We start from the raw sequence: 20,619 nt of genomic DNA, 5'->3' as shown, positions 1-20,619 counted from the left end.
CGAAGCCGCGAAGATCTCCGTCAGGGCGCGATGGTCCGGCAAGCAAGGTGGAGCGCGAGTCTCGTTTCCGGATCTGCGAGATCCACCGAGAGAAGGCGCTGAATTCTATCGATCCGACTCGATACGGTGTTGCGGTGCAAGCCCATTCGGGTTGCGGTGTGAGCCAGAGACGATTCTTCGTCGAGGTACGTCGACAGAGTCTCGAGCAACTCTCCATTCGAATCGCGTAGCGGCGCGAGCAGTGCCGCGGCTGCGGGCTGAAACGTGTCGGTTCGCGTCCACGCCAGCAGCAACTGCGCCAGACCCAGGCGGTCCACGTGCAGGAAGCGGCCTGTCTGCGACCTCGAACCCGCGAGCCGAGCGGCATCCCCGGCCTCAGACAGGGACGCACCGATTCCAGCCGGACCGTCGTGTGCGCGTCCCACACCGACCCAGGTCTCCATCGTGGGTTCCAACCTCGCCTGAGCTGCACGGATGCTCTCGGCGATCCTGGTGATCGACTCCGGTCGCGGCTCGCCCGGCAGAGTGGTCCACGCTGCCCAGCCGTCAGCCTGTTCCACGACATTGGCGTCGATTCCCTCGGCGGCGAGGGCGTCTGCGACCTCACTGCGCCTGGCCACCAGGTCGACCTCACCGACCGCCAGGACTTTGATGCCGATATGCCATCCGTCCAGTGCCCAACCCGCGTCGAGTGCGCGCCGCAGCAGTCCGGGTGTGGCGTCTGCTGACGTGTCGATCAGTTCACCGAGTAGCGCGCTACGCCGGCGCGCTTCACGCTCGTCGACCATGCGTGCAACGGCCAGTCGGTGCCCGGCAGCCAACGAGGCCACGTCGAGAACCACTGAGAGAGAAGCCTCTTCGACGCTTTGACGCACCGGGAGCAGCACCGCCAGCCAGGGCTCTCGGGCTGCGCCGGACATCACCGGGCACGCAATCAGGACCCCGCCGGAGTCCAATTCAACAGTGGTGGGCGCCCCGCGGCCCGACAACATACCGGCGGCTGCTCGATCAGCGTCGGACAACAAATCGGCGCCGGTCAGCGGGCGTCCGGACGCGTCCAGGAGGATGAACGAACGCTGAAATGTGTTCAGCAGCACCGACAGAAGATTCTCGACGCTTCCGCCGGCCCGCTGGCCCGCGTGTGTCGCCCGCAGTACCGCGTCGGCCATCACCGCCTGCGAATTCGAGAGAAGATCACGAAGATCCACGCTGAACTGCCACGGGTCGGATACTCCGAGCACCACCAGTCCGAGGCGATCGGCAAGCAACGAGAGATTCGCATCCTCCGCCGCAGTGCTGTGTACCGCGAGCACCCGGCAGCCGGTCGCCGCCGTGCGTCGAAGGAGAGCGTCGAATCTCCACTCCCCGACGTCGATTCGATCGAGAATCACCAGAACTGATCCTGCACCCGCCGCACCCGACACGGCCTCGGCTGACTGTGCCGATTCCCCGGTGAGCGCTCCCACTGTCGTCACGACGGGATCACCTTCGCCGGCAAGTCGATACAACCCGACAAAGATCGGGTTGTTCAGCAACGCCGACACACTCGCGCTCATTGCGCCTCCATCAGCACTGCGTCATGGTCGATCCCGAAGGCCCGCGGGCCGACAACTTTCAACCTGCTCACATCTTCCGCCCACCACTGAGGGCCGGGCAGAACCAACACGGCCACATCTTGCCCCTGGTGCACTGATTCGCACGAGACGAAGGCACCGGTCCGGACGTCGAGCAACGTCACGATGTCCGGACATGTCGCAATCATCTCGCCGTCCGACGCGACGGTCAGGAACTCACTTTCGAATTCGACTCGTATCACCGCAGAATCGTGTTCGAGAATCACGTTGCCCCGACGATCGCCGGCGTTCGGGCGACTACGACGCACCGCACGCACCCGGCCTGTCCCCATTACTCGCCCCCCGGAGCTTTCGGCGATCTCCCGCCAACTGCCTAGTGCCCCGACGTGCTGACCCAGTTCATATGCTCGGGACAGAGTTCCCGGAATGCACGCCCCCTGCACAGTCCGCGCATCGATCGACGCGATCGCCAGAGCGCCCCAACCGCTGGTTCTCCCGATCAACGACCGCACTGCTACCTCGGCGCCCAGCACATCCACTCCGTCGACGACGGTAATGAGGCCGCCGGGCTGGGCGAGAGTGACCGGGCACAATTCCAACCCGGCTGCGGCGAGAGAGAAGTGATCGAGCCGAGGCATCGCTCGACCGAGCAGGTCCGCGTCGACCACGGGAATCCCCAACGCCAACGCCGCCGCAATGCCGGAGAGAGCGTTGAGTCCACCGCCTTCGAAAGTCATCACCGCGGTCGGACGTTTACCAGTCCACCGCGTCAAAGCTGCTGCAGTGTCGGCAAACTCATGCCCGGAGGGCAGTTGCTCTTCCAAAGCCAGGGCCGATCCGACGATTCCCACCGGCATGATCATCGCCCCGGACGGCAACTGGTCCGGCGCGATGACTTCTACCGACGTTGACGTCATCAGTGGACGCAGCATTTCCACGAACAGGCGTGGATCGCCGCCCCCACCGCAGCCCAAGACCACCGCCCCCGCTGCGATCGCGTCGAGGTCGGCCTCCCGGACCGCGTGCAGCCTGCTCACGGCTCGCTATTCTGCCAGTACAGGTTGCTCGAGTGTCTCCACCGGCAGGAACGGGCGATCGAGTCCGAAGCTTGCCGGGCCGAAGACCGCCAGTGCCTCCGGTGTTCTCATGATCGGCGGAGTCGCGATCCCGATGACCGCAACTCGCTGCCCGTACCGCAAGCCCTCCGTGGTGATGGGCTCGGCAGTGTCGGCCTCGACGATGCAGATAAGGTCTGGCACGATCGCCACCATTACTCCGGATTGCACGGCGATCAGATTTTCGTTCTGGAATTGAACTTCCAGCTCTTCGTCTCCGACGCCGGCGATCCGCACCGAACCTCGAGCGAACCCCTCATCGGTTCGCCGGTCGACATCGATCACCTTGCCGTGAAAGAGAACTCGCCCGTATCCGTAAAGCGTGTCGGAGAGACCGTCCACCAGCGCCTGAACCGGGTCCACCCGCTGCTCACGTGAAAGCCTGATGGACCGACCGATGGCCAAGGCCAACGACAGAGTCCGTGGGATCGCCGTCCGCTTCACATCTGCACCCGTCATCGAGTACTGCGCGATATGCGCCATCCCACCGAACCTCGACGTCACCCCGCGAGCGAGGCCCTCCAATCTGCTGTTGTCGCTGCCGGTGTCGAAGATCGCCACCTCGTCGTGCTCGTTCGCCATGGCGAGCGGACTCGCCGAAATCCCGTACACCGAGAAGGTTTCCATCTCGAGCTGAGGAAAGGCTCGTCCCATCCCGTCGGCGTCGACAACCGGCAGTCCGCGCCGCGCTGCCACCAGCAACGGAATCATCGAATTGATCCCGCCGCACTCCATCGGCATCGTGGCATCTGCAGTTCGCCCCGTGTGCTTCTCCAATGTGATCAGCGCCAGCTCGGGTTCGGTTCCGCGCGGCATCTTCTCGACCACGACGGTCGGTGCACCCATCTGCGCGACGGGGATCACCCACGCGTCGTCGTCGAGCTCCGCCGGATCCAGAATCGTGATTTCACCGGCTTCCCCGAGCGCCTGCGTGACCAACATCTTGCCGACGAACGGATCTCCCCCGCCACCGGTCCCCAACAAAGCTGCGCCCCTGGCGAGGTCGTCGAGGTCTGCCGTTCGTAGTGTCCAACTCATCGTGAGCCTTCCTGACCGGTGGAGACCAGACCACTGTGCAGCGCCAAGTCACCGACTGCCTTCACTCGAATACGTGTTGCGTTGCCCGGCAGATACGGAATCGGGACCTCGTCGAACTCCACGATCTGCACCGACTCGGGCCGTGCGCCTGCTGCGACTGCCCGATCGATCGCCTCCTGGCGAGCGTCGTCGGCAAGAATCTGCCTGCGCCCGTCCCGTACCGCTTCGACTCGATCTACCTCACCACTGACCTGCGCGATCGCAGCGCCGATCGCATTGGCAACGTCGAAGCGCTCAGGACGAATCACCGTTCCCAGGCCGGGAAGTTCGTGCTCCAGCAAAACCGATCCCCCGCCAACCGCCACAACGGGAAGTGGATCCGACGTGGTCCGCATCTGTTCCACGGCGTCGGCGACCCGGCGCGAGATCCGGTCGAGTGCCGTCGACACCAGACCGCGGTCGAGGTGCGCCACCGCACTGCGATCTCCGACGTCGGCCAAGCCTGCCGCGACGGCTATGTCGGTGGCCGTCAACGTGCCACCGCCGAATACGAGTGCCCGTGAACCCAATTCGTATCCCACAGATTCGGGGCCGACTGTGAGTCCGTCCGCATCCACCAGCGAACCACCACCGATACCGATCGAGAAGACGTCCGGCATACGGAAATTGGTCCGTACCCCCGCGACCGTCACCTCCGTGGTGGCTTCTCTGGGGAAACCGTTGGTCAGTACGCCCACGTCGGTAGTGGTGCCCCCGATGTCGATCACCGCACAGCTGGCCAGACCGGACAGAACAGCGGCGCCTCGCATGGAGTTGGTCGGTCCCGACGCGAAAGTCGCCACCGGATAACGCCTTGCGTACTCGATGTCCATCAAGGTTCCGTCGTTCTGGCTCAGATACAGCGGTGCGGCGATGCCGTGCTCGACCAAAGAACTGGCAAGACCGTCGACGATGTGATCGGCAAGCTCGCGCAGCGCAGCGTTGATGATGGTCGCGTTCTCCCGCTGGAGTAGACCCACTCGACCGATCTCGTGAGAGAGCGAAATTGCGACGTCCGGACCGAGTTCCTGACGCACGATCTCCGCTGCCGCCGCTTCGCATTCGAGATTGACCGGAGAGAACACCGACGATATTGCGACCGAACGAGTACCGCTGCGAGCCATGTCGGCGGCATGGCGACGAATCTCGTCGGGATCCAGCGGTGAGATACGACGACCGTCGAACTCGTGCCCACCGTGAGCGAGGTAGTGCCTTCCTTGCACAGCGGAGACCAGGTCTCGCGGCCACCCCACCATCGGCGGAAGCGCTGCGGTCGCCGGAAGCCCCAATCGCAGAGCCGCTGTTGGTGCAAGTCCTCGCTGCTCGATGAGAGCGTTGAGAAAGTGCGTCGTGCCGATCATCACTGCTTGAACAGCGCTGGGAGAGAACGAGTACTGCTGCTGCAGCGCCGTCAGAGCTCCGCCGATTCCGCCGGTGATGTCCTTGCTGGTCGAGTGTTTGACATGCCCGATGACGGTGGTCCCGTCCATCAGGACCGCATCGGTGTTTGTACCACCGACGTCGATTCCGATTCGCATCGCGAACTCCCTTCTACAGTGTTTGCAGTGCTAGTGCGTGAGCGCAGATGTTCCCGAAGGCTCTTGCGGCGCTTCGGTTGTGGTGCGTCCGACCCCGCGAATCAGGCCGAGTCGACCCGCGACGACGTAGAGAACGAATGCCGAGGCCACCGCGTTGATGGACGGCAAACCGAAGGTGCTGTAATGCCCGATCAGCGCCGAGACGATCCAGATCACCAACGTGGCCGGCACCCAAGTGGGCGCCGAGTTCGGGAGGGTACCCGCGGCTCGACTCTCTTCCAGGTCCTTGCGCCAGGTCTTGACGATGAAGTACTCCGCCACCATGATTCCGGCGATCGGCGGGAATCCGACGCCTAACAGGATCAGGAAGTCGGTGAACGAGTTCAGGATTCCGGCAGCCGCGAGGATCGAACCGGTCACGCCGACCACAGCGGTGACGACGGCGCGATTGATGCGTCGCCCGAACACGACGTCGATGAAGTTCACGATGCCGAGCCCCGAACTGTACAGATTCCAGTCGTTGATCTTGAAAGTTCCGAGAACAATGATGAGAACGCCGACCCAGCCGACCGACGACAGGATGATCGTGGCGATATCGGAACTGCGAACGGCATGCGCAAGAAGTACACCGGTCAATCCGATCACGTATTCGCCCAATGTGATTCCGACGAGTGTCTGCTTCACGACGTCACCCGCCGTGCGGTTGAATCGTGTCATGTCGGGTGTGATCACTGCTCCGGCAATGAAACCGCCTGCGACGATGGTGGTTCCGGCGAGGAAGCTGAGCTCCGGCCCGGCTGGAGCAGATGCCATCAGATCTGACAGCGAGTGATTACGCAGTTCGGCGATGACGGCCCAACCCACCAGAAGCAGGAACAGGGGAACGGTGATGTTGGCGATCAGCTGCATGGAGCCGAACCCGCGAAGGACTATCGCGGTGATCAGAAGGCCGAAGACCAGGGCCCACGCCCACTGCGGCAGAAACGGCATGATTCCGTGCAAACCTGATGCAGAGACAGCAGATTGGATGCCGAACCAACCGATCAGGCTGACTCCGATCACCAGGCCGATCACCGCGGAACCAGCGTGCCCGAAGCCACACCAGCGTGCGACCACCGACGTGTTGAGCCCTTCACGAACCCCGATGATGCCGATGAAAATACAGACAACCTCGAGAATCACCGCCCCGACTGTCAATGCCCAGAAGGCATTCCAGAACGTCATGCCGTAGCCGAGCGTCGCACCGAGCAGGAACTGTGCGAGTGCCGAAACCTGACCGAATCGCTGTACTGCCACCGAGAACCACGAATACCGTGCTTCGTCGGGAACACGGGTGAGCGCGTAGTCGTCACCGTCGGACACTTCACCGCCGGCGGCGGTCGTTGATGTGTTTTTCATGACGGACTCCTCGAATAGTTGGGAAGTGTTCTCGGAGAAGACGGTACGAATGTGGCCGGGGTCACGCCTATGGGCGAATTGGCGTTTCTTCGTGTTACGACAATGCATTTCGCACAGTCGCCATTTCACACAGTCGTCAAATGGCACGGTCTAGCGCAACGCGTACCCGCCGTCGGGGTACAGCGTGGAACCCGTTGTGTACGTGTTGGTGAAGAGATAGAACACCGCTTGTGCGATCTCGTCTTCGTTCCCGACGCGGCCGAGCACGTTGTTCTCCGCACTCCAGGTGAACGCCGCCTCCCGAACCTCCGCCGGACGCTGGGCCCACAGATGCCCGTCGATGGTTCCGGGAGCAACGGTGTTGACGCGAATCGGCGACAGCTCGACCGCCAGTCCCCGTCCGAGCCCCTCGATTGCCGCATTGGCCGCAACGTAGGCCGCGGCAGCCGCAGGTGGCCGCACACTGGCAGCACCGGACATGAGGACCACCGATGCGGTGGATGTCAGCTTGTCGAGCGCAGCGTGCACGACGCGGTACTGCCCCCAGAACTTGGAGGTGAACGGCGACGCCGCTTCCTCGACGCTCTGTTCACGGAACGAGCCGACCTGGTAATCGGCAGCCGTGGTGAGGAGAGCGTCGACGCTGGGGATGTTGGTGAAGAACGCTTTCACCGAGTCGTCGTCGGAGGTGTCGACGGTGAACCAGTGCGCCGCCTCACCCAGCTGCGTGGCCGCTGCTTCCAGCTTGGATGCGATTCGGCCACCGAGAACTACCTGCGCGCCGGCGTCGACGGCAAGGTGCGCCACCCGCAGCCCGATGCCTGTTCCGCCACCGATCAGTACGACGGTCTTGCCTGAGAGAGGAGAAGGTGTCGTTGTCATTTAGCGACTGTAAGGCTCACCGAATTGTCCCGACATGTGCAGAATGCACAGATTTCACTACGCCACGGTGCTAAGTATCCAGACTAAGCCGGTAGAGACTGCCGCCCCCAGGGATCTCACTTGACTGAGTTTGCTGCGTCGAAACTGCCGTCACATGCACTCCTCCTTCGAGTTCGCTTGTAACAAAACAACTCCCACGACCGAAAATGTCGGTGAACCACAACCGCGAAGGGAAGTAACGAATATGGGATCAGCAGATGTCATGGCCTGGCTCGCCGAGGGTTACCTCGCCGGCGACCCGATTCGCTATCCGCTCTACGTCGGATCGATGTTCCTCGCGATGCCGTTCCAGTTGATCGGCGTAATTCTGGGTCACCCCTTCTGAGTCGCCCCTATTGAGTCACCCCTTCCGAATCGTCACATCAGGCCAGGGCGGTCGACGTAGAACGGCCAGGGTTGCGATCACCGCGGCCGCCAACCCGATGAACTCCCCCATCAAAGCCGCCCTGGTGTGATCGACGGCCGGTGACCACGACGGCTCACCCTCGTGGATCGAGAACACTCCCACTGGCACCGGTATCGGGTCGCCCCGCCACCGCCGGTGTAGACGCGAAACCGTGATGATCGTCGATCCGTCGCTGGTCTGGTGCGGTTCACCGAAGATCATCGAGGTCCCGGAATCCGCTCGAAGTCGCTCCACCGCATCACGAATCTCCATGATCACCATGTTCGCACCGAAACAGCAGCCCCGTGCGAGTATCGATCGATGGCCGAGTGGTGGGTACCGAGCAGGCGCGTCGAGCGATGGGGCCAGACGATTGGCCTCGTCCTGCTCGTAGTCGTAATCGGTCCGAGCACCATCCATACAGTGGCCACGGAACCGACAACCGGTAACTGGGTTCGCCTGGCAATCTGGCTTTTCGCGACGGTCGGATTTGCCTACGGCACCGTCCAAGCCTGGCGAACCAGGAACAATCCTCAACCGGCGTGGGGGGAAGGGACAACTGCCCCCACCGAAATACCCGCCGACGACGTCCGTAGCGCACTCGCGTCGACTGACGACCGTATTCCGGCAATCAAGGCACTACGCGAACTGCATCCGGGCTTGGGTCTGAAGGATGCGATGGATCTGATCGACGCTCAGCGGGGCGAACAGGGCCCGCATCACTGATAGTTGCGACCATCACAATCACAGTTAGGTATCGACACCTGACCGCCACGATCGGGCAAGCACGCCAGGAGTTAACCACCTGACAGACAGGCTGTTTCGCCGAGTTTGACAAATGTGGTCAATCGGTGAGCGTCGACTCGACCGATTCAACTCACCGTACCAATCGAATTCGCCGTTCAGCATTCCACTCATGGCCCAATGCCACTATTACCCAACGATTTACAACCGGAACTACGGAATCCAGTGAGAACTTTCGCGACAGTGCAGCATCTTTCGTCCAGTTGAGTTGACCGAAACTTGACGTTACGTTGAATTTCAAAGCAATAGCCCGGTCTTGACCTGCGATGGTGTGAGCGAAACGCCCACCTACGCGTGACACGTGGCCGCCCTGATGGGCGCTGTGAATGCCTGAACGTTCGAGGAGTGGAATGACTGCGGTCAAAACTGCGTGGCGTGAACTACGGAAACCCGTGTTCATCCCCGCGTCGATAGTGATCTTTGCCCTGATCGCCTTTGCCGTGATCTACGCGGGAACCGCCGCGGATGCTTTCGAAACACTCAACAACGTGATCAGCGACGGCGTCGGCTGGTGGTACATCCTCTCGGCCACCGGTTTCGTGATCTTCGCGCTGTACTGCGGAATCAGCCGCATCGGCAACATCCGATTGGGACGTGACGACGAGCAGCCCGAGTTCGGGATGCTCTCGTGGTTCGCGATGCTCTTCAGCGCCGGCATGGGCATCGGGCTCGTGTTCTACGGAGTAGCCGAACCACTTTCGCACTACGTGACCCCACCCGTCGCCGGGCAGATCGCCGGATCCACGGACGCCGCAGCCAATCAAGCCATGGAACTGACGCTGTTCCACTGGGGCTTGCATGCATGGGCGATCTACGTCGTCGTCGGCCTTGGTCTGGCATACATGACCTACCGAAAGGGTCGCCCGCTGTCGATCCGTTGGCTGCTCGAGCCGCTCCTCGGACGGGCTCGCATCGAAGGAAAGATCGGCCACGCCATTGACGTCGTCGCCATCGTCGGCACGCTGTTCGGTGTCGCGACGTCGCTGGGCTTCGGTGTCCAGCAGATCTCGGCCGGCCTCGACTACCTCGGCTGGGTGGAGACCGACAACTGGTTGGTCATCACCATCATCGTCATCGTGACGGGCATGGCGACCTTCTCGGTCGTCTCCGGTGTCACGAAGGGCCTCAAGTGGCTCTCCAACATCAACATGATGCTCGCTGCCGCGCTGGCACTGTTCGTCCTGATTCTGGGACCGACGCTGTTCCTCATGCAGTCGTGGGTGCAGAACCTCGGCGGATACGTCCAAGCCTTGCCCGAACTGATGCTGCGCACGTCCCCGTTCGCCGAAGACGGCTGGCAGGGCGCATGGACCATCTTCTACTGGGGTTGGTGGATGAGCTGGGCACCGTTCGTCGGCATGTTCATCGCGCGCATCTCACGCGGCCGCACCATCCGCGAATTCGTCTTCGGTGTGCTGCTGGCCCCGACGCTGGTTGGTTCGTTGTGGTTCACGATCTTCGGTAACTCCGGCATTCTGCGTCAGCGCAACGAGGGCACGATGCTCGACGCATCCGGCGCAGTGGACACCAACACGTCGCTGTTCACGCTTCTCGACGGACTTCCGCTCGGAACGATTTCGAGTGTTCTCGCGATCGTCGTGATCGTGTTCTTCTTCGTCACGTCCGCGGACTCCGGCTCGATCGTCATCGACATCCTCGCGACCGGTGGCAGCTTGGAGACCTCCAAGATCACGCGTGTCTACTGGACGTTCCTCTCCGGTGCCGCGGCCGCAGTTCTCCTCATCGTGGGTGGCAGTGGATCGCTCACGGCGCTGCAAACCGTTGCCATCGCCACGGCGGTACCGTTCTCGGTCATCATGGTGCTTGCATGTCTGTCGATGCTGAAGGCGTTCCGATACGAGGTCGCGTCGGCACCACGCTACCTGCGGGTTTCTACAAATGCCTCGGCATCGACCGACGTTCCGCAACCCACCGAAAAGCGGCTCCGCGATCTGAAGATCTCGTCGACCTTCGCCGGGCTCACCCCGTCACAAAGCGGAATCATGACGGATCCCTCCGACGCCCACATGCTCGTCGCGGTCCACGAAGTTCCCGCCCATGCGGTCAACATCGACCCGGATACCGGCGCCGTCGACTTCTCCGAGGAATCGAAGGTCGTCGATCCGCTGGGCGGAGAGGTGTTCGACACACCCGAGTTCGCCGACTCGGCAGAAGGCCACGCGCAAGCTGCCAGTACGGACTGACCGGCACGTTCGGCATGTTGCATTAGGCATATCTGTTCACCAACTCGCAAACTTGTCATGAGACTTTCAACTCGACAGTTCGCAGGACTCTAAGTTTCGTGAGTAGAACAGGACCAACGGGTTTGCCACTCCAGTCGCAGTCGGAGACGGAACAATCTTTCGGGATTCCGTCCGTATTCCTACGGTCGGCGCATGCACCTGCGCCGCGCACGCTCATCGACATCGTGCGGGCCTCAGCCGAGGCCAACCCGGAAGCACCTGCCATCGACGACGGCGACACCACACTGTCGTACTCGGAGTTGCTCGACGAGATCGCGCTCGGTGCGCGCTGGCTCGGTGATGCCGGCGTCGGCGCAGGTGACCGCGTCGGAATCAGGATGCCGTCAGGTTCGCGTTCGCTGTACGTCGCGATCCTGTCGATCCTCGCGGCGGGCGCCGCCTACGTTCCCGTCGACGCCGACGATCCGGAAGAGCGCGCCGAGTTGGTGTTCGGCGAGGCGCAGGTAGCGGCGATCATCACCGGCGACGGAATCCAACCGGGGACGGCGCCGAAGCGGCTCGAACATCCACCGGTTCGCGAACCCGAACCCGAGGACGACGCCTGGATCATCTTCACCTCAGGATCCACCGGCACCCCCAAGGGCGTCGCGGTCACTCACCTCAATGCCGCAGCCTTCGTCGACGCCGAGGCGCGCATGTTCCTCCAGGACGAGCCCATCGGGCCTGGTGACCGCGTCCTCGCGGGACTCTCAGTGGCATTCGACGCGTCCTGCGAGGAGATGTGGCTCGCGTGGCGCCACGGCGCCTGCCTCGTCCCGGCTCCTCGTTCGCTGGTTCGCAGCGGCATGGACCTCGGCCCGTGGCTGGTCTCGCGTGACGTCAGCATCGTCTCCACTGTGCCGACGCTTGCGTCTCTGTGGCCGGCCGAGGCCCTCGAAGCCGTTCGACTCCTGATCTTCGGCGGCGAAGCCTGCCCACCCGAACTGGCCGAACGCCTGGCCGTCGAGGGCCGCGAGGTCTGGAACACTTACGGCCCCACCGAGGCAACCGTCGTCGCCTGCGGCGCACTGATGGACGGCAAGAGCCCCGTCAGCATCGGCCTCCCCCTCGACGGCTGGGACCTTGCCGTCGTCGACGCCCAGAGCAATCCCGTCGCGGTCGGCGAGGTGGGCGAGCTGGTGATCGGCGGCGTCGGCCTCGCCCGTTACCTCGACCCCGCGAAGGACGCCGAGAAGTACGCGTCGATGCCCTCGCTCGGGTGGGAACGCGCCTACCGAAGCGGCGACCTGGTCCGGCTCGAGACCACCGGCCTGATGTTCCAGGGCCGCGCGGACGATCAGGTCAAGCTCGGCGGCAGGCGCATCGAACTCGGTGAGGTCGACAACGCCTTGCAGAATCTGCCGGGTGTGAGCGGCGCTGCCGCAGCCGTGAAGAAGACGGCAGCCGGCAACCAGCTCCTCGTCGGATACATCGCCAGCACGGATCCCGACTTCGATCTCAAGGCCGCTCATGCACTGCTCAGCGAGCAGCTACCAGCAGCCCTCGTGCCGCGTCTGGCGTTGATGGACGAACTTCCGACGCGTACGTCAGGCAAGGTCGACCGCAATGCGCTGCCGTGGCCGTTGCCCGGCGCCGGTGAAGATGCCGGGGCCGCGTTGGGCCTCGACGGCACCGCCGCCTGGGTTGCCGGTCTGTGGGGATCGATCCTGGGAGCCCAGATCACCGGACTCGACGACGACTTCTTCGAAGTGGGCGGCGGATCCCTCTCTGCTGCTCAGTTGGTGACCGCCCTGCGCGAGCGGTTCCCCGAAGTGACCGTCGCACAACTCTACGACCATCCACGGTTGGGATCGCTCGCCGAATATCTCGACGAATTGGCACCCACCGAAACTGTGGAGCCGCGCATCGTCGCTCCAACACCCTTGAAAACTCAGCTGGCGCAGATCGCCGTCACCGTTCCACTCACGACGCTCACCGGACTGCAGTGGGTGACGTGGCTGGCGATCGCGAACAACGTCCTCGGCTGGTTCGTCGACGTCAGCTGGGCACCCACGGTCTCGTGGTGGTGGATCCTGTTGGCGTTCATCGTGTTCATCACGCCGATCGGCCGTATGACCATCGCCGTCGTCGGGGCGCGCCTGCTCCTACGCAAGTTGGAACCAGGAACGTACCCGCGAGGTGGTAGTGAACACCTGCGTCTGTGGATAGCGCTGCGACTCACCGAAGCCAGTGGCGCAGCCAACCTTTCGGGCGCACCGTGGATGCTCTACTACGCCCGCGCCCTCGGCGCCGACATCGGCAGCGGCGTCGATCTCCACACACTTCCTCCCATCACCGGCATGCTCGAACTCGGTGACGGCTGCTCCGTCGAACCCGAAGTCGACCTCTCGGGCCACTGGATCGACGGCGACGTCATTCACATCGGTGAGATCAAGATCGGCGACGGCGCCTCCGTCGGTTCACGCTCGACGCTTCTGCCCGGCGCGCGTATCGGTCGGGACGCCGTCGTCGAACCCGGATCTGCGGTGTTCGGCCGAGTGAAGGCAAACCAGCAGTGGGCCGGCTCCCCCGCCACCAAGGTCGGGAAAGCGAATCATCCTTGGCCGGCCGAACATCCGAAGCGCGCACCCGGCTGGGTGCCGGTATACGGCGTCACCTCGGTCTTCCTGGCCGGTATGCCGATCTTCGCTCTGATGGCCGGAATCGCCTTGATCGGTTGGTGGATCCGCGACACCGACACGCTCGCGAGTGCAGTGCTCCAATCGCTGATCATGCTTCCCGTCGCGACCATCCTGAGTTTGCTCGTCTTCGCAGTCGTCACACTGGTGGCCGTTCGTCTTCTCTCGATCGGGCTGACCCCCGGCTACCACCCTGTCCGCAGCCGCATCGGCTGGCAGGTGTGGGCGACCGAACGCCTGCTCGACTCGGCCAGAACCTTCCTCTTCCCGCTCTACGCGAGCCTGCTGACGCCGGGATGGCTCCGCCTCCTCGGCGCCAAGATCGGCAAGAACGTCGAAGCATCCACCGTGCTCCTCCTTCCCAAGTTCACGACGGTCGCCGACGGCGCATTCCTCGCCGACGACACCATGGTTGCGAGCTACGGCCTCGGCGGCGGCTGGATGCACATCGAACAGGCGAAGATCGGCAAGCGTGCGTTCCTCGGCAACTCCGGTATGACCGCACCCGGTCGACGCGTCCCCAAGAACGGTCTCGTGGCGGTTCTGTCGGCCACCCCGTCCAAGGCCAAGTCCGGATCATCGTGGCTGGGTAGTCCACCGGTACGTCTGAGAAGGGCTGCCGGGGACACCGACGCCGCCCGCACGTTCAATCCGCCGATGCGCCTCAAGATCGCCCGCGGAGTGGTCGAAACCTGCCGACTGATCCCCGTGATGGTCACGTTCGGCATTGGTCTCGGTGTTCTGTTTGCACTCGAAGCACTGGTCGGCGCCGTCGGATTCTGGTTCGCGGCTCTGTTGAGCGGCGTAATTCTGCTCGTTGCCGGAGCAGTGGCTGGCGCGATCACCATCGCCGCCAAGTGGATCGTCGTCGGACGCATCGCAAAGGTCGAGCATCCGCTGTGGAGTTCGTTCGTCTGGCGCAACGAGGTCGCCGACGCGTTCGTCGAAACCGTCGCGGCGCCGTGGTTCGCTCGCGCGGCGACTGGTACTGCCGTACTGAATATCTTCTTGCGTGGGCTCGGGGCCAAGATCGGCAAGGGCGTTTGGTGTGAGTCGTACTGGCTACCCGAGGCAGATCTTGTGACTTTGGGCGACGGAGCGACAGTGGAACGGGGGTGCGTCGTGCAAACTCATCTCTTCCATGATCGGATCATGTCCATGGACACCGTCACCTTGGGAGCAGGAGCAACGCTGGGACCGCATTGTGTCGCGCTACCCGCAGCCGGGATCGGCGCGGGAGCGACGGTAGGGCCTGCATCTCTGGTGATGCGAGGTGACACCGTTCCGCCCTCCACCCGCTGGCAGGGCAATCCGATTGCACCGTGGGTGGCGTCGTGAAGCCGAACAGAATGCTCGAAGAGCCGCTCGATCCGTACCTGCCACACAACGGCAACCGCGGTTACCGCGTGTCTCGGTACGAACTGGAACTGACGTACAAGGTCTTCAGTAACCGTCTCGCCGGCAAGGCAGTCATCACCGCTGTCACCACCGAGAGCCGATCCAAGTTCAGCTTCGACCTCGCGCAGAACCTGCAGGTGTCCAAGGTGTCCGTCAACGGTGCCCGCGGCACCAAGTACGCGCACTTGAACAACAAGCTGATCCTCACGCCGTCTACCAAGATCCCCGCGGGCGGTGCCCTGTCGGTCACCATCGCGTACAGCGGCAACCCCGAGCCGATCAAGAGCCTGTGGGGCGAAGTCGGCTGGGAGGAACTCGACGAAGGAACTTTGGTCGCAAGTCAGCCCAACGGCGCGGCGTCCTGGTTCCCGTGCGACGACCATCCGATTTCCAAAGCGTCGTACCGCATCTCGATCACCACCGATTCCCCGTTCTATGCCCTCGCCAACGGCAAGCTGATCCGCAAGCAGACCCGTGCGAGTCAGACGACGTGGGTCTACGAGCAGACCGAACCGATGGCAACCTACCTGGCGACGATTCAGATCGGTCAGTACGAGCACCGACAGGTGAGCGCCGGGCCGGTACCGGTCTTCGCCGTTCACCCACCTCGGCTGCGCGCAGCGTTCGACGTCGACTTCGGGCGCCAACCCCAGATGCTGGAGGTCTTCGGAAAGCTGTTCGGCCCGTATCCCTTTGCCGACTACACCGCTGTGGTCACCGACGACGAACTCGAAATCCCCATCGAAGCGCAGGGACTCTCGATCTTCGGAGCCAACCACTGCACGGGTAGGCGCGGTTCCGAACGTCTTGTCGCACACGAGCTTGCCCATCAATGGTTCGGCAACAGCCTCACTCTCGGGCAGTGGTGCGACATCTGGCTACACGAAGGCTTTGCCTGTTACGCGGAGTGGATCTGGTCCGAGAATTCCGGTGGCCCATCCTCGAACCAACTCGCGACCAACGCCTATCAAGGGCTCGGGCGTAAATCTCAGGACTTGATCGTCGCCAATCCCGGGCCTGCCCTGATGTTCGACGATCGAATCTACAAGCGGGGCGCGTTGACTCTGCACGCCCTGCGCGGCGTTCTCGGAGACGAGAAGTTCTTCGAACTGATTCGCCAGTGGACTACGAAGCATCGGCACAGCACGGTCAGCACCGAGCAATTCACCGATCTCGCTTCACGTTTCACCGACACCCCACTGCGCCCTCTCTGGGATGCTTGGCTGAATCAACGCCCGCTACCTCGGCTTTGACGCTTTCCCCCAGCCGTAGCACCACGCCGAAACATTCCGAATGCGCCGATTAGCTTTGTCTTACCTTTACTATAGAGGTGGGCCGAGGGACGACCCCGACAACACAATTCTCAGGGCACGCTTCCTCGACAGGTAGATCGGGGGATCGATGTTCGTTGTATTCACAATATGTTTCGTGATCGGGGTCGTCGCCCTGATCGGAGCCTTTGCCGTCGGCGAGGTTGCAGATCTGGGCGGCGGCCACGCAGACGGGCTGCCATTTCTGAGCCTGACAACTTTGGCCACAGCACTTTTCGGCTTCGGCGCCGGCGGCGTAGCTGCCACTCTCGCGGACGCTCCGACGCTGGTAGCGGTGATTGCAGCACTCGCACTCGCCGCCGTTCTCGTTGTCGTCACGCGCGGCCTTCTTCTCCCCTATCTCCTTAAACAACAAGATAATTCGCACATCGGGCGCAATTCATACCACGGACTGTTGGGCACGGTCACCCTCACCATCGCAGCCGAAGGTTGGGGAGAAGTCTCGTTCGTCGACGCCGAAGGCAATCGCGTGCAGGCCAAGGCCGTCAGTGCACAGCCGATGGCGCTCACCACCGGCACCACCGTCTACATCGCCGATGTAGACGATCAATACCTTCACGTCGTCACGGTTGACGACGCGATCTAAGGACTCGATACATGCTGCCAATCATCATCATTGCGGTTGTAGTCGCAGTAATCATCTTCATTGTTCTCCCCGCGATCTACGTGAAGAACTACGTCAAGGTCCCGCCGAACGAAGTGGCGGTCTTCACCGGACGAGGCAAGCCGAAGGTCGTCCGCGGCGGTGCCCGGTTCAAGATTCCCGGCATCGAACGTGTCGATATCATGTCGCTCGAGCCGTTCAACGTCAGCATCAATCTCAAGAATGCGCTCTCCAACGACGGCGTTCCTGTCAACGTCGAGGCAGTCGGCCTGGTACGAATCGGTTCCGCCGACGAAGCGGTTCAGACAGCGGTGCAACGATTCCTGACTTCCGACCTGGACGAGCTCCAGCAGCAGATCAACGAAATCCTCGCAGGCAGCCTGCGCGGAATCACCGCGACCATGACGGTCGAGGATCTGAACTCCAATCGCGATTCGCTTGCGCGCAGTGTGGTCGAGGAGGCAGGCGGCGACCTCGCCCGCATCGGCATGGAAGTCGATGTCATCAAGATCGCGGGAATCTCCGACTTCAACGGCTATCTCGAATCGCTCGGTCAGCGCCGCATCGCCGAGGTCAAACGTGATGCCGCGATCGGAACTGCTGAAGCAGAGCGTGATTCGCAGATCCAGTCAGCAAAGGCGCGACAGGCAGGTTCGGTCGCACAGGCCGAGGCCGACACCGCGATCGCGAGTGCAAATCAGAAACGCGACGTCGAACTCGCTCGCCTGCGAGCACAGACCGAAGCCGAGAACGCAGAAGCCGACCAGGCCGGACCTCTCGCGCAGGCAACAGCCGAGAAGGCCGTCGGCATCGCACGGGAGCAGGCCGAGGCGGCCCGCGTCGAAGCTCGCACCGAGGTCGAGCGTCGTCGCGCCCAGCAATCGGAAGCGGCATTGCAGGCAGATGTCATTGCACCGGCCGAGGCCGAACGCCAAGCCTCCATCGCACGCGCAGAGGGTGAGCGACAGGCCGCGATCCTCCGCGCCCAGGCACAGGCCGAGTCAGCAAGGCAAGCCGGCGGCGCTCAGGCCGATGCACGAAAGCTCGTCGCCGACGCCGTTCGCTCTGAACAACAGGCTGATGCCGACGGCCTTCGAGCACGTCTGGAAGCCGAAGCCGACGGCCGCAAGGTAGCGGCCGATGCGGTTCGTGCCGAGCAACAAGCCGAGGCGGATGGTTTGCGTGCCAAGCTCGAAGCCGAGGCCGCCGGCAAGCGTCAGATCGCCGAGGCGCTCAATTCCTACACCCCGCAGGCCGCGCAGTTGCTCACTCTGCCTGATGTTCTGGCAGCATTGGTCGACGCCACCGCAGCAGCAGCGAAGCCGGTCGGCGACATCGATCGCATCTCCATCGTCGGCGGCAGTGACGGGGCCCAGGGTTCGATCGGCTCGATCCTGGGCATCAGCCCCCAGGTGATCGCCGGCGTCATCGAAACTCTCGAAAACTCAGGCGTCGATATCACCGGATTGCTCAACGGCCTGAACAAGACCGCATCGGTTCCGGTTGGTTCGGTACACAATTCGGTCCACAATTCGGAAAACGGTTCCGCAACTGTAGACGCGTGATTTCGCCCCGGTCCGCCGACCCTCGCAGGTGTCGGCGGACCGGACGGCATCACGCGCTCGGAAGATGTGAACGCGACTTGAAGAGAATCAGAATCAAGCAGGCAGCGGCGGCGGCTGATCCGAACAGAAGAGTCACCGTGTAGCTCAGCGCCGGAATGCTTTCCGACAGCATCGCCAGCAACGCAGGCACAGCAAAACCGATGTAGGTGATCGAGTAGAACACCGCGGTCAGTCCTGCCAGATCGTCCGGCCCCGCGATTCGCTGGATCTCCAGCAACCCGGAAACCAATGCCATGCCGTACCCGCAACCGAGGATCGCTGCAGCCACGATCGCGATCGCCACGGTCAGCGTCGACGCAACCAGAGCAGCGCCGGCCATACCGACCACCAGAAACACCAGAGCCACAACGGCGCCGCGCGCGCTGCGGTCGGTATCGATCTTGCGCCCCAACGACTGAATAGCGAAGCCACATGTCAGCGCGACCATGCACAGCAGAGCCGAAAAGGCCACGGGCGCATCGCCACTGTGCCCGGTCATGAGCGCCGGAATAACTGCATACGCGACACTGGCAGCACCGAACACCCACGGCGCCAACGGAACAACGACGTAGAGGAATCTACGATGACCTGCCGAGGGGATCTTGAGGTCGTCGATCAACCTGCGTCGGTCGGATTTCGCCTGTGCCGGTCGTGTTTCGGGAGCACGCCACAGCGCCATGGCCGCGAGGACGGTGATCGCGATGTGCAGGACGTACGCCAACACACTCGGCAGGGGCGCCCACTGCGCCAAGATTCCCGCGGCACCCGCCCCTAAGGCGAAGCCGGCAGTCAGACTCATCGCTGCTCGCCTGGCACCCGCGCCTTCCGACGCCGTCGAATCCCAAGGTTGCGTGGACAACTCCTTGACCCAGGAGCCGCCGACGGCCATACCAATCCCCAAGGCGATGCCGCAGAGGATTCTTCCCAGAATGAGAGCGGCAGCGGAGTCGGCCCCGAAAGCGAGCAGCGTCGAACCGGCGATCGCGATGATCGGCGCGGGGAGCATGATCGGGCGTCGACCCAATCGATCGGACAGCGGGCCGCCGAGCAGCAGGGCCGGCACAATTCCGACGACGTAGGCGAAGAGGAAGAAGTCGACCATCACCGGCGAATAGCCGTGATCGAGTCGGTACATCACCAGAAGTGGCGTGAATTCGTTGCCGCCCCAGGCCGCGGCGAACATGCTGGCGGCAACGGTCAGCCACAGCCATTTTCCGCCGGTGCCACGTTCACTGCCTGGACGACGTTCGGCTGCGGTCCCAGCGTCTATCGTTTGGGTGCTCATCACAGAGTTCCTTCGAAGCCGAGGCCGTGCACCTGGCGCATGTGTGTGAGGACGGCAGTGTTGTATCCGTCTGCATCGCCTGTTTCGACGAGGTCGGTAAGCGCGGTGTGGTCGGCAAGGATGCGAGACAGTTGGCCGGGGTCGCGTGAGATCGACCGCGCTGTCATCCGTCGTTGCCTGTCGCGCAGACTCGCGTAGAACGAGTCGAGCAAAGGGTTCCCACCGGCGGCAACGATCATCTTGTGAAAGTCGGCATCGATCGCGCTGAACGCGGCAACGTCCCCGCGATCAGCAATCTCCCGTTGCTCGATCAGATTCGCGCGCAACGCTGCGACCAGCGCTTCACGTGCGTGCGGTCGGACCGACACCACTCGAACGCTCTGAGTCTCGACGAGCTGTCTGGCACTGACTACGTGTTCCGCTTCCCCATCCGCGACCGGGACGATCAGCGCCCCCTTCTTCGGGTAGAGGCGCATCCAACCTTCCGACTCGAGACGCAGAAACGCCTCACGCACCGGCGTTCGGCTCACATTGGTCCGAGCGGCGATGTCACCCTCGCTGATCAGCTCCCCGCCGGCGAGTTCGCCGGAAAGGATCAGCTCCTTGACTTCGCGGAAGACGTTTTCCGAAGCGGAATACAACATAGACACAAGATGTATTTATACTCCACGCTGGCGGAACC

Annotated in this window: 16 protein-coding genes; 7 read left to right on the top strand and 9 right to left on the bottom strand. The window is 62.9% G+C overall.

The window, feature by feature from the left end; translation table 11 throughout:
* Positions 1-20 precede the first annotated feature (20 nt).
* The 6 genes from GJB56_RS25185 to GJB56_RS25160 form a co-directional block, all read right to left on the bottom strand.
* On the bottom strand, positions 21-1,556 hold the full coding sequence (locus GJB56_RS25185; RefSeq protein WP_113682038.1) for a PucR family transcriptional regulator: 1,536 nt from the start codon (positions 1,554-1,556) through the stop codon (positions 21-23).
* Complete coding sequence (locus GJB56_RS25180; protein WP_113682037.1) at positions 1,553-2,611, bottom strand: DUF917 domain-containing protein; 1,059 nt, start codon at positions 2,609-2,611, stop codon at positions 1,553-1,555. The genes GJB56_RS25185 and GJB56_RS25180 overlap by 4 nt, the downstream gene beginning before the upstream one ends.
* A gap of 6 nt (positions 2,612-2,617) precedes the next feature.
* Complete coding sequence (locus GJB56_RS25175; RefSeq protein ID WP_047889584.1) at positions 2,618-3,727, bottom strand: DUF917 domain-containing protein; 1,110 nt, start codon at positions 3,725-3,727, stop codon at positions 2,618-2,620.
* A complete protein-coding gene (locus GJB56_RS25170; RefSeq protein ID WP_113682036.1) occupies positions 3,724-5,304 on the bottom strand; it encodes a hydantoinase/oxoprolinase N-terminal domain-containing protein in 1,581 nt (526 codons plus the stop codon). Before GJB56_RS25170 ends, GJB56_RS25175 begins: the two co-directional genes overlap by 4 nt.
* A 30-nt stretch (positions 5,305-5,334) precedes the next feature.
* Complete coding sequence (locus GJB56_RS25165) at positions 5,335-6,702, bottom strand: purine-cytosine permease family protein (RefSeq protein ID WP_019746680.1); 1,368 nt, start codon at positions 6,700-6,702, stop codon at positions 5,335-5,337.
* Positions 6,703-6,852: 150 nt separating this feature from the next.
* Positions 6,853-7,584, bottom strand: coding sequence for an SDR family oxidoreductase (locus GJB56_RS25160; RefSeq protein WP_113682035.1), 732 nt, complete (start codon positions 7,582-7,584; stop codon positions 6,853-6,855).
* A gap of 244 nt (positions 7,585-7,828) precedes the next feature.
* Here GJB56_RS25160 and GJB56_RS31450 point away from each other — a divergent pair, with 244 nt between their 5' ends.
* Positions 7,829-7,969, top strand: a complete 141-nt coding sequence (locus GJB56_RS31450) for a hypothetical protein (protein WP_003941170.1) — start codon at positions 7,829-7,831, stop codon at positions 7,967-7,969.
* Positions 7,970-7,984: 15 nt separating this feature from the next.
* On the opposite strand, the gene GJB56_RS25155 is transcribed toward GJB56_RS31450, so the two are convergent.
* Positions 7,985-8,311, bottom strand: coding sequence for a hypothetical protein (locus GJB56_RS25155; RefSeq protein ID WP_019746678.1), 327 nt, complete (start codon positions 8,309-8,311; stop codon positions 7,985-7,987).
* 39 nt (positions 8,312-8,350) lie between these two features.
* Between GJB56_RS25155 and GJB56_RS25150 the strand changes: the two genes are divergently transcribed.
* The 6 genes from GJB56_RS25150 (at position 8,351) to GJB56_RS25125 (ending at position 18,613) form a co-directional block, all read left to right on the top strand.
* The gene (locus tag GJB56_RS25150; protein WP_019746677.1) at positions 8,351-8,755 is read left to right on the top strand and encodes a hypothetical protein; all 405 of its coding nucleotides are present in this window, start codon (positions 8,351-8,353) and stop codon (positions 8,753-8,755) included.
* A 428-nt stretch (positions 8,756-9,183) separates the two neighbouring features.
* A complete protein-coding gene (locus tag GJB56_RS25145; RefSeq protein WP_007727149.1) occupies positions 9,184-11,037 on the top strand; it encodes a BCCT family transporter in 1,854 nt (617 codons plus the stop codon).
* 122 nt (positions 11,038-11,159) lie between these two features.
* Positions 11,160-15,053, top strand: a complete 3,894-nt coding sequence (locus GJB56_RS25140; protein ID WP_003941141.1) for a Pls/PosA family non-ribosomal peptide synthetase — start codon at positions 11,160-11,162, stop codon at positions 15,051-15,053.
* 11 nt (positions 15,054-15,064) lie between these two features.
* Positions 15,065-16,366, top strand: a complete 1,302-nt coding sequence (locus tag GJB56_RS25135; RefSeq protein ID WP_044480251.1) for a M1 family metallopeptidase — start codon at positions 15,065-15,067, stop codon at positions 16,364-16,366.
* Positions 16,367-16,514: 148 nt separating this feature from the next.
* Complete coding sequence (locus GJB56_RS25130; RefSeq protein ID WP_063315111.1) at positions 16,515-17,030, top strand: hypothetical protein; 516 nt, start codon at positions 16,515-16,517, stop codon at positions 17,028-17,030.
* Between the two features lie 11 nt (positions 17,031-17,041).
* Entirely contained in the window at positions 17,042-18,613 is a 1,572-nt protein-coding gene (locus GJB56_RS25125; protein ID WP_113682034.1) for a flotillin family protein, read from the top strand.
* A gap of 49 nt (positions 18,614-18,662) precedes the next feature.
* On the opposite strand, the gene GJB56_RS25120 is transcribed toward GJB56_RS25125, so the two are convergent.
* Complete coding sequence (locus GJB56_RS25120; protein WP_029254359.1) at positions 18,663-19,937, bottom strand: MFS transporter; 1,275 nt, start codon at positions 19,935-19,937, stop codon at positions 18,663-18,665.
* Positions 19,937-20,581 (bottom strand): GntR family transcriptional regulator, encoded by a 645-nt coding sequence (locus GJB56_RS25115; protein WP_042950544.1) that lies wholly within the window; start codon positions 20,579-20,581, stop codon positions 19,937-19,939. The genes GJB56_RS25120 and GJB56_RS25115 overlap by 1 nt, the downstream gene beginning before the upstream one ends.
* Positions 20,582-20,619: the final 38 nt, after the last annotated feature.

Origin of the sequence: Rhodococcus sp. AQ5-07 (assembly GCF_009707305.1) — a bacterium.
GTDB classification, from domain to species: Bacteria; Actinomycetota; Actinomycetes; order Mycobacteriales; family Mycobacteriaceae; genus Rhodococcus_F; species Rhodococcus_F erythropolis.
This window is presented reverse-complemented; position numbering and strand designations above follow the sequence as displayed.

What these genes read in the sequence shown, in the direction of transcription:
- GJB56_RS25185 (WP_113682038.1), bottom strand. Translation starts at nt 1,556, where the DNA reads ATGAGCGCGAGTGTGTCGGCGTTGCTGAACAACCCGATCTTTGTCGGG.
- GJB56_RS25175 (WP_047889584.1), bottom strand. Translation starts at nt 3,727, where the DNA reads ATGAGTTGGACACTACGAACGGCAGACCTCGACGACCTCGCCAGGGGC.
- GJB56_RS25170 (WP_113682036.1), bottom strand. Translation starts at nt 5,304, where the DNA reads ATGCGAATCGGAATCGACGTCGGTGGTACAAACACCGATGCGGTCCTG.
- GJB56_RS25165 (WP_019746680.1), bottom strand. Translation starts at nt 6,702, where the DNA reads ATGAAAAACACATCAACGACCGCCGCCGGCGGTGAAGTGTCCGACGGT.
- GJB56_RS25160 (WP_113682035.1), bottom strand. Translation starts at nt 7,584, where the DNA reads ATGACAACGACACCTTCTCCTCTCTCAGGCAAGACCGTCGTACTGATC.
- GJB56_RS31450 (WP_003941170.1), top strand. Translation starts at nt 7,829, where the DNA reads ATGGGATCAGCAGATGTCATGGCCTGGCTCGCCGAGGGTTACCTCGCC.
- GJB56_RS25155 (WP_019746678.1), bottom strand. Translation starts at nt 8,311, where the DNA reads ATGGTGATCATGGAGATTCGTGATGCGGTGGAGCGACTTCGAGCGGAT.
- GJB56_RS25150 (WP_019746677.1), top strand. Translation starts at nt 8,351, where the DNA reads ATGGCCGAGTGGTGGGTACCGAGCAGGCGCGTCGAGCGATGGGGCCAG.
- GJB56_RS25145 (WP_007727149.1), top strand. Translation starts at nt 9,184, where the DNA reads ATGACTGCGGTCAAAACTGCGTGGCGTGAACTACGGAAACCCGTGTTC.
- GJB56_RS25135 (WP_044480251.1), top strand. Translation starts at nt 15,065, where the DNA reads ATGCTCGAAGAGCCGCTCGATCCGTACCTGCCACACAACGGCAACCGC.
- GJB56_RS25130 (WP_063315111.1), top strand. Translation starts at nt 16,515, where the DNA reads ATGTTCGTTGTATTCACAATATGTTTCGTGATCGGGGTCGTCGCCCTG.
- GJB56_RS25125 (WP_113682034.1), top strand. Translation starts at nt 17,042, where the DNA reads ATGCTGCCAATCATCATCATTGCGGTTGTAGTCGCAGTAATCATCTTC.
- GJB56_RS25120 (WP_029254359.1), bottom strand. Translation starts at nt 19,937, where the DNA reads ATGAGCACCCAAACGATAGACGCTGGGACCGCAGCCGAACGTCGTCCA.
- GJB56_RS25115 (WP_042950544.1), bottom strand. Translation starts at nt 20,581, where the DNA reads ATGTTGTATTCCGCTTCGGAAAACGTCTTCCGCGAAGTCAAGGAGCTG.